This window comes from Mesorhizobium sp. M2C.T.Ca.TU.002.02.1.1, assembly GCF_003997225.1.
This window is the reverse complement of record NZ_RZTO01000132.1, coordinates 1-10428: the sequence shown is the minus strand read 5'-3', so window position 1 is coordinate 10428 and position 10428 is coordinate 1. Positions and strand designations below refer to the sequence as shown.

The following is a 10428-nucleotide window of genomic DNA, read 5'->3' as shown; positions in this document are numbered from 1 at the left end:
GTCCTCGGGCATCCAGACGCGCGCCGACAGCCGGCAGCCGTCTGGCATGACGATGCCTATATCGGGAAATTCGACGACTTTTCGGGGGAATTCGGTGACGGTTTTCATGGGGCGCATAACGCTCCGTGGCGCAGCGACTTTCAATCGCCATTCGCGACTGGAGCATCAAAAAATGCGACCTTGGCCGCTGAGGAGCCTTCTCCCGATGGTCGGCTTCTTCTTGCATCTCTCGTTTAATTTTTGTATTACGTTTATTCACGTAGCCCGACGCTGACACACTGGATGATATCGCCTGAGAATCGTTTGGGATGAGCCGAAACGAGTGACGAACCTCGAAAACCGGGGTCTCGATTTCGCCGATCTCGATGTCGAGTTCTTTGCCACTTCAATCGTCCTCCCGGCCAAGGTCGGTCGGCTCAAGGCGGTTGGAGAATTTGGGGAGATCATTCTCGCCGTGATCTTCAAGCCACTTGGTTCCGAGGCGATCTCGGTGATCTCGATGCGTCACGCCAGCCGAAAGGAAAGGTCCGTGTATGAGCAGCACTAAGTCACGAATCCGTCCGCTTACCGATGCCGAGGAAGCCGAAATTCAAAGGCAGATTGCTGCCGATCCCGAGGACGCGGAGGCAACTGACGAACAGTTGGCGCAAGCCAAGCCCTTCGCGGAAGCACTCCCGGAGCTTTTCGAGAGTATAAGGCGTTCCCGTGGCCGGCCGGCCTTGGAGAAACCAAAGCAAGTCGTTTCCATCCGCCTGGACCAGGATGTCGTCAGGAAATTCAAGGCGACCGGCAAAGGCTGGCAGGCAAGGATAAATGAAGTGCTGAAAAACGCGAAGGTAAGATAGGCAATCCGCGTCAGTTCAACGGAATGTCGTTCTCGGCCTTGCTTGCCTGATAGGCGCCTGACAGCTCGTCATAGCGCGCCGCGATCCTGCCGATCCGCGCTTCCAGCCGGTCGCGCTCGGCTTCGGGCAGCGCCCGCACCAGCCTGCGGATGGAAAAACTCTTCCAATAGGCGTTCTCGGCATTGTAGCCGCCGGGATCCAGGGTGAAGACCTCTTTCAGGATTTTCAGATCGTGCGGGATAGCAAAACTGTCGCGCGAATCCTCATGACTGAACAGGTAGTAGAAATTGTCGAAGCCGGTCCAGGTTATCGCCGACAGGCAGAGCGAGCAGGGCTCGTGCGTGGCGATGAACAGCGCATCCCTGGTGTCGACGCGCTCGGCCTTGGGCATCTCGTAGAAACGCTTCAGGCAATGCACCTCGCCGTGCCAGAGCGGATTTTCGATCTCGTTGTTGGTTTCGGCCAGCACCAGCGAGCGGTCGTCTTTCCTCAGGATCGCGGCGCCGAACAGCTTGTTGCCATGGGCGACGCCTTCAGCCGTCTTCGGCACGATGTCATGCTCGATCACGTCGAGCAGGCGGTCGATCAGCGAAACGTCGGTCATGTCAATCGCAAGCTTTCAGGGGAGGTGGATCTCGTAGGGGTGCGAGAAATAGAACTCTTCGAGATTGGAGCCGTCGCCGCCGCGGTCGACGATGAGGAAATCCTGCTCCTCGCCGATCGGCGTCAGCACGCCGTGCCACAGGTTCCGGCGGTAGTTGATGCCTTGTCCGGGGCCGGCGAGAAAGGCATGCGGCTCTCCGGGGCCGTCCTTGGTGTCATGGCAGACGACCACCAGGAACGGCCGCGGTGACAGCGGGATGAAGGCCTGGCTGCCGAGCGGATGGCGCTCGACCATGGCGAGCTTCAGCGGCATCTCATAGGGCGTGCCGCGCACCATGGAGATCAGCACGCGCGCGTTCGGGCCTGTAGCCTCGGCGGTGGCGAGGTCGTGATAGCGCATCGCCCGGCCAGCGTTGATCGGGTAGCGGTTGTCGCCGCCCATGTCGATGACGTCGCCGAAGGGCGCGAAATTCTCGCGGGTCAGCGGCTTGGCGACAATGCGGCTCACCGCGCCTTGCCCCCGAGATAACCGCCAAGCCTGGCGTGCCGGTTGACGTCCTTGTAGAGCAGGTAGCGGAAATTGCCGGGGCCGCCGGCATAGCAGGCCTGCGGGCAGAAGGCGCGCAGCCACATGAAGTCGCCGGCCTCGACCTCGACCCAGTCCTGGTTGAGGCGGTAGACCGCCTTGCCTTCCAGCACATAGAGCCCGTGCTCCATGACATGGGTTTCGGCGAAGGGGATGACCGCGCCAGGCTTCAGCGTGACGATGGTGACATGCATGTCGTGGCGCATGTCGGCTGGGTCGACGAAGCGGGTCGTTGCCCAGCGCCCTTCCGTGCCCGGCATCGGGCTCGGCGCCACCTCCTGGTCGCTCGCGAAGAAGGCTTCCGGCACGTCGAGGCCATCGACAGCCTCATAGGCCTTGCGGATCCAGTGGAAACGGGCAGCGCTGCCGCTCTCGTTATGCACCGTCCAGCCGCTGGACGGCGGCAGGAAGGCGAAGCCGCCGGGGGCAAGCACATGCTTCTTGCCGGCAAGCGAAACCGTGAGCTCGCCCTCGACGACGAACAGCACGCCCTCGGCGCCGGCATCCAGTTCCGGCCGGTCGCTGCCGCCGCCGGGCAGGACCTCGACGATATATTGCGAAAAGGTCTCGGCGAAGCCCGAGAGCGGCCTTGCGATGATCCAGGCCCTGGTCTTGTCCCAGAAGGGCAGCGGGCTGGTGACGATGTCCTGCATCACGCCCTTGGGGATGACCGCATAGGCCTCGGTGAAGACGGCCCTGCCGGTCAAGAGCTCGTTCTGGCCGGAATGGCCGCCCTGCGGCGCGTAGTAGGTTCGCTCGGCGGTCTTGATCATATCCATGGGGTCCTGACCCTCAGAGCAATTCCAGGAAGAGTAAGCGGTTTTCCGTCGGGAATTGCGTCAACAAAAAACAACAAACATTAGAGTGGGAGCATGTCTTTCAGGCGAAGCAGTGCGATGCGCTCGACCTGTTTGCAGGCGGTTTCCAACTCGGTGGAGCGGCTGTTGCCGATCCGCGCCTCGAACTCCGCCAGGATTTCGTCCTTGGTCTTGCCCTTCACCGCGATGATGAAGGGGAAGCCGAAGGTGGTGACGTAGGCGGCGTTGAGTTTCGAGAACAGCTCGCGCTCCTTGTCGGTCAGCGCGTCGAGCCCGGCGGAGGCCTGCTCCCTGGCCGATTCCGGCGTCAGCCGCCTGGCCGCCGCCAGCTTGCCGGCAAGGTCCGGGTGAGCATTGAGCACGGAAAGCCGTTCGGCCTCGCTCGCCGCGCGGAAGACGCGGCAGAGCGCGTTGTGCAGGCCGCCGGCGCTGTCATGCGCAGGTCCGAGTTCCAACTCGTAGGCGCGCTCGGCGATCCAGGGCGAATGCTCGAAAACGCTGCCGAAGGCATGCACGAATTCCTCGAATCCCATCCGCGACGGGCGCAGCGCCGGCGCCTCGTAGGGGTGCGTTTCGCGCCAGTGCTTGGCGATGTCGATGCGCCGCGTCAGCCAGACCCTGTCGTGCGACTTCACATAGTCGATGAAGCGCTTCAGCGCCGCTACCCGTCCGGGGCGGCCGACCAGCCGGCAGTGCAGGCCGATATTCATCATGCGCGGCCTGCCCGCTTTGCCCTCGGCATAGAGCGTGTCGAAACTGTCCTTCAGATAAGCGAAGAACTGGTCACCGGAGTTGAAGCCCTGCGGCGTCGCGAAGCGCATGTCGTTGGCGTCGAGCGTGTAGGGGATGATGAGCTGCGGCTTCTCCAGTCCGTCGCGGTCGAACCAGTAGGGCAGCTCGTCGTCATAGGTGTCGGAGACGTAGTCGAAGCCGCCCTCCTCGGCGACGAGCCGCACCGTGTTGACCGAGGTGCGGCCGGTGTACCAGCCGGTCGGCCGCGCGCCGGTCACTTCGTAATGCAGCCGGATCGTCTCTTCGAGATCGCGCCGCTCGTCCTCCGCGTCATGGTCGCGATAGTCGATCCATTTCAGCCCGTGCGAGGCGATCTCCCAGCCAGCCTCCTGCATCGCCGTGACCTGATCGGGCGAGCGGGCGAGCGCGGTGGCGACGCCGTAGCAGGTCACCGGCACCTTGGCTTCCGTGAACAGCCGGTAGAGCCGCCAGAAGCCGGCCCGGGCGCCGTATTCATAGATCGATTCCATGTTCCAGTGGCGCTGGCCGACCCAGGGCGCCGCACCGACGATCTCGGACAGGAAGGCTTCGGAAGCCTTGTCGCCATGCAGCACGCAATTCTCGCCGCCTTCCTCGTAGTTGACGACGAACTGCACCGCGACATGCGCGCCGCCGGGCCATTTCGGATCCGGTGGATTGGCCCCGTAACCGCGCATGTCCCGATCGTAACGCATGGCTGCTCCTGCCCTTGTTGCACTGAAGATATCGAAAGGAGTGCTGCAGCATTCCCCCGAAAATTTTTGAAAGTGCTTTTTGCCGCACTCCGCTCGACCGGGGCTTATGCATCGCCTTTAATTGGCGCACAATTGACCTGAAACTGTACCGGCCAATCGGTCGTGCTGGAAATGGGAGGCCGCCAGTGGCAGAGACGTCGAAAGCCGATGGCGGGCGCCTGACGACCCATGTGCTCGACACGGCGACCGGCCGGCCGGCAAAGGGCCTGTCGATCGGGCTTTTCCGCATCGAGGGCCAGCACCGCGCGCATCTCAAGACCGTCGCCACCAACGACGACGGCCGCTGCGATGCGCCGCTGCTTGCCGGCGCCGAGTTTCGCATTGGCGAATATGAGCTGGTCTTCGCCGCCGGCGACTATCTGCGCGGCCAGGGCATCAAATTGCCTGAGCCAGCTTTCCTCGACATCGTGCCGATCCGCTTCGGCATGGCGGAAACGCGGCACTACCACGTCCCGCTCTTGATTTCGCCCTATGGTTACTCGACCTATCGGGGGAGCTGACACATGGCAGAGATCCGCAACGAGATACGCTTCATCCTGAACGGCAGCGACGTGGCGCTGAGAGACGTCGCGCCCGATGCGACCCTGCTCGACTGGCTGCGGCTCGACCGCTCGCTGCGCGGCACCAAGGAAGGCTGTGCCGAGGGCGACTGCGGCGCCTGCACGGTGCTGGTTGGCAAGCTCTCGGCCGAAGGCCTGGTCTATGAAAGCGTCAATGCCTGCATCCGCTTCATGGGCTCGCTCGACGGCACCCATGTCGTGACCGTGGAGCACCTGCGGGGCAACGGCGAAAAACTGCATCCGGTGCAGCAGGCGATGGTCGATTTCCACGGCTCGCAATGCGGTTTCTGCACACCGGGCTTCGTCATGTCGCTCTATGGGCTCTGGATGAAGGCGCCCGATCCGTCCAACGCGGCGATCGAAAAGGCGCTGCAGGGCAATCTCTGCCGTTGCACCGGCTATGAGGCGATCATGCGTGCCGCGCATGCCATTTCGAGCTACGGCAAGGCGGCCAAGGACCCGCTGGCGGTGGAGCGCAAGGACATCACGGCGCGGCTGAAGACCCTGCGCGATGGCGCCAGGGTCGAGATCGGCTCTGGCAAGCAGCGGCTGATCGTGCCGGCCAATGTCGACGATTTCGCCGCCGTGCTCGAAAAGGAGCCGGGCGCCACCATCGTTGCCGGCTCCACTGATGTCGGCCTGTGGGTCACCAAGCATATGCGCGACATCTCGCCGGCGATCTTCATCGGCGGTCTCGAGGACCTGCGCGCCATATCGGAAAAGAACGGCGTCATCACCATCGGCGCCGGCGTCACCTACAGCGAGGCCTTCGACACGCTGTCGAAGCGCATCCCGGCGCTGGGACCGCTGGTCGACCGAATCGGCGGCGAGCAGGTGCGCAACATGGGCACGATCGGCGGCAACATCGCCAACGGCTCGCCAATCGGCGACACGCCGCCTCCGCTGATCGCGCTCGGCGCTGAGCTCACGCTGCGCAAGGGTGTCGCGCGCCGCACGATCCCGCTCGAAACCTTCTTCATTGCCTATGGCAAGCAGGACCGTCAGCCCGGCGAATTCGTCGAGGCGGTGCGCGTCCCGGCGCCGGCGAAGGACACGAGATTTGCCGTCTACAAGGTCACCAAGCGCCGCGACGAGGACATCACCGCGACGCTCGGCGCGTTCTGTTTGACCTTGGCCAAGGATGGCACGGTGGCCGATATCCGCATCGCCTATGGCGGCATGGCGGCGACGCCGAAGCGCGCCACGGCGGTCGAGAAGGCGCTTGTCGGCAAGGTCTGGAACGAAGCGACGGTGGAGGCCGCGATGGCCGAATATGCCAAGGATTTCACACCGCTGACCGATATGCGGGCGACCGCCGAATACCGGGCGCTGGCGGCGAAGAACCTCTTGCTGCGCTTTTATATCGAGACGACCGGAACGAAGGCGCCGTTCCAGGTCTCACGCGACGAGGCGGCCTGATGAACAAACATGCCACTCCGAACCTGAAGGCGGAAAAGATCGTCGGCGGCGTCGCCACCGACCAGCGGCATGATTCCGCGCACAAGCATGTCAGCGGCGCCGCCGTCTATATCGACGACATGCCGGAGCCTGCCGGCACGCTGCATGTCGGCCTCGGCCTGTCGAAGATCGCGCATGGCACGCTGAAGAGCGTCGACTTGTCGGCGGTGCGGTCGGCGCCGGGCGTGATCGATGTGCTGACCTATGCCGACGTCCCTGGCGAGAACGACGTTTCGCCGAGCAACATGCATGACGATCCGGTGCTCGCCGAAGGCAAGGTTGAGTTTTACGGCCAGCCGATCTTCGCCGTGGTTGCCGAGACGCGCGAGGAAGCGCGCCGCGCGGCGCGTCTGGCCAAGATCGACTATGACGAGCTTCCGGCCGTCATCGACATCCGGGATCTCGACCCGGTCAAGGACAAGCAGGTCACCACGCCGCTGATCCTGAAGCGCGGCGATGCGGCCGCTGCGATCGCGGCGGCTCCCCGCCGCATCAAGAACCGCATGTGGCTTGGCGGCCAGGACCATTTCTATCTGGAAGGCCAGGTGTCACTCGCCATCCCCGGCGAGGATGACGAGGTCACCGTCTATTGCTCGACGCAAGGGCCGAGCGAGACGCAGCATCTGGTCGCCCACACGCTCGGCGTGCCGAGCCATGCCGTCACGGTCGAAGTGCGCCGCATGGGCGGCGGCTTCGGTGGCAAGGAAACGCAGGCCAATCAGTGCGCCGCAATCGCCGCGATCGCCGCCAAGAAGCTCAAGCGCGCCGTCAAGATCCGGCTCGACCGGGACGAGGACATGACCGCCACCGGCAAGCGACATGATTTCGCCATCGATTACGAGGTCGGCTTCGACGACAAAGGCAACATCCTGGGCGTCGACTTCACCTACGCCTTGCGCTGTGGCTTTTCCGCCGACCTGTCCGGTCCGGTCGGCGATCGCGCGCTGTTCCATTGCGACAATGCCTATTTCTATCCGGCGGTGCATGCGAAGTCGGCGCCGCTCTACACCAACACCGTCTCCAACACCGCCTTCCGCGGCTTCGGCGGCCCGCAGGGCATGGTCGGTGCCGAGCGCGTCATCGACGAGGTGGCCTTCGCGGTCGGCAAGGACCCGCTCGAGATCCGCAAGCTGAATTTCTACGACCCGATGGATGCCATCGGTGAGCGCTGCTTCACGCCCTACCACCAGAAGGTCGAGGACAACATCATCCACCGCATCGTGGCGGAGCTCGAGGACGGCGCGAATTATGTGCGCCGCCGCCGCGAGATCAGCGCCTTCAACAACAACAGTCGCTTCATCAAGCGCGGCCTGGCGTTGACGCCGGTCAAGTTCGGCATCTCCTTCACCAAGACCGAGGCCAACCAGGCCGGCGCGCTGGTGCATGTCTACGCCGACGGCTCGGTGCATATGAACCATGGCGGCACCGAGATGGGCCAAGGCCTGCACCTCAAGGTGGCGCAGGTCGTCGCCGAGGAATTCCAGATCGACCTCGACCGGGTCAAGATCACCGCGACCACCACCGCCAAGGTGCCGAATACCTCGCCAACGGCTGCGTCTTCCGGCGCCGACCTCAACGGCATGGCGGCGCAGGATGCCGCCCGCCAGATCCGCAAGCGGCTGATCGACTTTGCCGCCGACAAATACCAGGTGCCGCACGACCAGGTGGTGTTCCTGCCGAACCGGGTGCGCGTCGGCAATCAGGAAGTGGCCTTCAACGACCTGGTCAAGCAGGCCTATATCAACCGTGTCCAGTTGTCGGCGGCCGGCTTCTACAAGACGCCGAAGATCCATTGGGACCGTGCCAAGGGCCGCGGCCACGCCTTCTACTATTACGCCTATGGCGCGGCCTGCTCGGAAGTCTCGGTCGACACGCTGACCGGCGAGTATGTGGTCGAGCGCACCGACATCTTGCACGACGTTGGCCGCTCGCTGAACCGGGCGATCGACCTCGGTCAGGTCGAGGGCGGCTTCATCCAGGGCATGGGCTGGCTGACCACGGAAGAACTCTGGTGGGACGACAGCGGGCGGCTGCGCACGCACGCGCCGTCGACCTACAAGATCCCGCTGGCGTCCGACCGTCCAAAGATCTTCAACGTCAAGCTGACCGACTGGTCGTCCGCCTATGAGCCGACCATCCATCGCTCCAAGGCGGTCGGCGAGCCGCCGCTGCCGCACGGCATGTCGGTGCTGCATGCGCTGTCGGACGCGGTGGCGAGCGTCGCGGATCACAAGATCTGCCCGCGCCTCGATGCTCCGGCGACGCCGGAACGGGTTTTGATGGCGGTCGAGCGACTGAAGCGCGAAGCCGCAAAGCAGGCCTGAATCCGGCCAAACGTGCAAATCGAGGCGCAAAACGCTATATTTCCGGGATGGAAATGCAGACGATGAATTCGAAAGTGCAAAGCCTGAAGGCGTTTCTCGGCCAGGCTGGCCGGGTCGCCCTCGTCGAGGTGGCGGCCACGAAAGGCTCGACACCGCGCGAGGCCGGCGCCTTCATGCTTGTCTCGGCATCGGCCATTTTCGGCACCATCGGTGGCGGCCAGCTCGAATATATGGCGATCGACAAGGCGCGGCAGATGCTTGGCAGCGGGACGCGGTCGCGATCCTCCGCCAATGAAACCCGCATCGAGGTCGATGAGGTCTGCGCCACGCTTGATGTCCCGCTCGGGCCGGAGATCGGCCAATGCTGCGGCGGCCGCGTCGAGGTGTCGATCCGCCTTGTCGACGGGACAATCGAGGAAAAGCTGATCGCCGACGCCGAGTCGGAAGAAGCGCATCTGCCCCATGTTTATCTGTTCGGCGGCGGCCATGTCGGCCAGGCGCTGGCGGCGTCGCTTGCGCTGCTGCCGATCCACGTCGTCGTCGTCGAGACCCGGTCTGACGCGCTGGAAGACATGCCGGAAACGGTCGAGACGCGGCTGACCCCGATGCCCGAAGCCGTGGTGCGCGAGGCGCCGGCCGGATCGGCCTTTGCGATCCTCACCCACGACCATGCTTTGGATTTCCTGATCGTCGCCGAAGCGCTGAAGCGAGACGACACCGCCTATGTCGGCATGATCGGCTCGAAGACCAAGAAGGCCACTTTCAGGAGCTGGTTCCTGAAGTCGGCCGAGGGCAACGAAGCGCAGTTCGATCGGCTCGTTTCGCCCGTCGGCGGCAATACGGTGAAGGACAAGCGCCCGCCGGTGATCGCAGCGCTCGCCGCCGCCGAGATCATGACGGCGCTGGTGTCGCATGCCGTGGGGGCGCCAGGTCCAGCCGGCGCTGAAAAGGCGATGGCCGGCTGATCCAGCCGGCCAGGCAAGGATAGTCTGTCTATTCCTTTTCCTGCGTGTGCGCTTCGAGGAACCACAGCAATTTGTCCAGCGAGCGCGAATAGGCGGTGAAGATGTCGGCGGTGTCGGCATCGCCGGCGTCGTCCGCTTCGTCGATCGCTTCACGGGCGAGCTTGGCGGCCGTGGCATAGCGGTCGATCAGCGCCGCCAGATGATCCTTGGTCTTGTGGATGTCGGTCGGATAGGGCTTCAGCTTGGTCGCCTTCGACACGTCCTGCGAGGTGCCGTGCGCGGTGCCGCCGAGCTGCACCGCGCGCTCGGCGACGATGTCGACATGGCCGTCGATCTCCTCGCGGAATTCGTCGAGCATTTCATGGATGGCGATGAATTGCGGGCCCTTGACGTTCCAATGCGCCTGCTTGGTGATCAGCGCCAGGTCGATGGCGTCGGCAAGCCTGGCATTGAGCAGATCGATCGATTCCTTCTTGGCATCGGATTTGAGGTCGTTCTTGGTGACGATGGCGTCCATGGTCGGCTCCTGTCGCGCTGCATTGATTGCTGAGAGCTGAAGGCGGCCGGGGCGACCGCCAACCGTCAGAACGGCGATGGGATGGGTTTCGTTCCGCATTGGATTGAAGCGCACGACTCCGATCGCAGGTGTGACTGGCGCTCACCGCTGCTCACCGCTTTCTTCATTTCCCAAAGCGGCCCGGAACGTGTTTGTTGCGCCTCACGGATAACGGGGCCAGGAACAT

At 63.8% G+C, this 10428-nt stretch carries 11 protein-coding genes; 6 read left to right on the top strand and 5 right to left on the bottom strand.

Features of this window, described 5'->3' with window-relative positions; translation table 11 throughout:
- Window positions 1-292: 292 nt before the first annotated feature.
- Together EOD07_RS09900 and EOD07_RS09895 are read left to right on the top strand one after the other, a co-directional pair.
- On the top strand, window positions 293-547 hold the full coding sequence (locus EOD07_RS09900; RefSeq protein WP_127235301.1) for a BrnT family toxin: 255 nt from the start codon (window positions 293-295) through the stop codon (window positions 545-547).
- Window positions 534-845, top strand: coding sequence for a BrnA antitoxin family protein (locus EOD07_RS09895; RefSeq protein WP_127235300.1), 312 nt, complete (start codon window positions 534-536; stop codon window positions 843-845). Before EOD07_RS09900 ends, EOD07_RS09895 begins: the two co-directional genes overlap by 14 nt.
- 10 nt (window positions 846-855) lie before the next feature.
- On the opposite strand, the gene EOD07_RS09890 is transcribed toward EOD07_RS09895, so the two are convergent.
- From EOD07_RS09890 to puuE, 4 genes are all read right to left on the bottom strand, one after another.
- Entirely contained in the window at window positions 856-1449 is a 594-nt protein-coding gene (locus EOD07_RS09890; protein ID WP_073989231.1) for a nucleoside deaminase, read from the bottom strand.
- 15 nt (window positions 1450-1464) lie between these two features.
- On the bottom strand, window positions 1465-1956 hold the full coding sequence (locus EOD07_RS09885) for an ureidoglycolate lyase (RefSeq protein WP_127235299.1): 492 nt from the start codon (window positions 1954-1956) through the stop codon (window positions 1465-1467).
- Entirely contained in the window at window positions 1953-2813 is an 861-nt protein-coding gene (locus EOD07_RS09880; protein ID WP_127235298.1) for a bifunctional allantoicase/(S)-ureidoglycine aminohydrolase, read from the bottom strand. Before EOD07_RS09880 ends, EOD07_RS09885 begins: the two co-directional genes overlap by 4 nt.
- A gap of 80 nt (window positions 2814-2893) precedes the next feature.
- Window positions 2894-4318 carry an allantoinase PuuE gene (gene puuE / locus EOD07_RS09875; RefSeq protein ID WP_127235297.1) on the bottom strand — a complete coding sequence of 475 codons (1425 nt, stop codon included), beginning with the start codon at window positions 4316-4318 and terminating at the stop codon, window positions 2894-2896.
- Between the two features lie 185 nt (window positions 4319-4503).
- On the opposite strand from puuE, the gene uraH reads away from it, so the two are divergent.
- The 4 genes from uraH to xdhC all read left to right on the top strand — a co-directional run bounded on the left by uraH (window position 4504) and on the right by xdhC (window position 9685).
- A complete protein-coding gene (gene uraH / locus EOD07_RS09870) occupies window positions 4504-4878 on the top strand; it encodes a hydroxyisourate hydrolase (protein ID WP_127235296.1) in 375 nt (124 codons plus the stop codon).
- 3 nt (window positions 4879-4881) lie between these two features.
- Window positions 4882-6357 carry a xanthine dehydrogenase small subunit gene (xdhA, locus tag EOD07_RS09865; RefSeq protein ID WP_127235295.1) on the top strand — a complete coding sequence of 492 codons (1476 nt, stop codon included), beginning with the start codon at window positions 4882-4884 and terminating at the stop codon, window positions 6355-6357.
- The gene (gene xdhB / locus EOD07_RS09860; protein WP_127235294.1) at window positions 6357-8720 is read left to right on the top strand and encodes a xanthine dehydrogenase molybdopterin binding subunit; all 2364 of its coding nucleotides are present in this window, start codon (window positions 6357-6359) and stop codon (window positions 8718-8720) included. Before xdhA ends, xdhB begins: the two co-directional genes overlap by 1 nt.
- A 62-nt stretch (window positions 8721-8782) precedes the next feature.
- Window positions 8783-9685 (top strand): xanthine dehydrogenase accessory protein XdhC, encoded by a 903-nt coding sequence (xdhC, locus tag EOD07_RS09855; RefSeq protein ID WP_127235293.1) that lies wholly within the window; start codon window positions 8783-8785, stop codon window positions 9683-9685.
- A gap of 28 nt (window positions 9686-9713) precedes the next feature.
- On the opposite strand, the gene dps is transcribed toward xdhC, so the two are convergent.
- On the bottom strand, window positions 9714-10202 hold the full coding sequence (dps, locus tag EOD07_RS09850; protein WP_127235292.1) for a DNA starvation/stationary phase protection protein Dps: 489 nt from the start codon (window positions 10200-10202) through the stop codon (window positions 9714-9716).
- Window positions 10203-10428: the final 226 nt, after the last annotated feature.

What these genes read in the sequence shown, in the direction of transcription:
- EOD07_RS09890 (WP_073989231.1), bottom strand. Translation starts at nt 1,449, where the DNA reads ATGACCGACGTTTCGCTGATCGACCGCCTGCTCGACGTGATCGAGCAT.
- dps (WP_127235292.1), bottom strand. Translation starts at nt 10,202, where the DNA reads ATGGACGCCATCGTCACCAAGAACGACCTCAAATCCGATGCCAAGAAG.
- EOD07_RS09895 (WP_127235300.1), top strand. Translation starts at nt 534, where the DNA reads ATGAGCAGCACTAAGTCACGAATCCGTCCGCTTACCGATGCCGAGGAA.
- xdhA (WP_127235295.1), top strand. Translation starts at nt 4,882, where the DNA reads ATGGCAGAGATCCGCAACGAGATACGCTTCATCCTGAACGGCAGCGAC.
- xdhB (WP_127235294.1), top strand. Translation starts at nt 6,357, where the DNA reads ATGAACAAACATGCCACTCCGAACCTGAAGGCGGAAAAGATCGTCGGC.
- EOD07_RS09880 (WP_127235298.1), bottom strand. Translation starts at nt 2,813, where the DNA reads ATGGATATGATCAAGACCGCCGAGCGAACCTACTACGCGCCGCAGGGC.
- xdhC (WP_127235293.1), top strand. Translation starts at nt 8,783, where the DNA reads ATGAATTCGAAAGTGCAAAGCCTGAAGGCGTTTCTCGGCCAGGCTGGC.
- puuE (WP_127235297.1), bottom strand. Translation starts at nt 4,318, where the DNA reads ATGCGTTACGATCGGGACATGCGCGGTTACGGGGCCAATCCACCGGAT.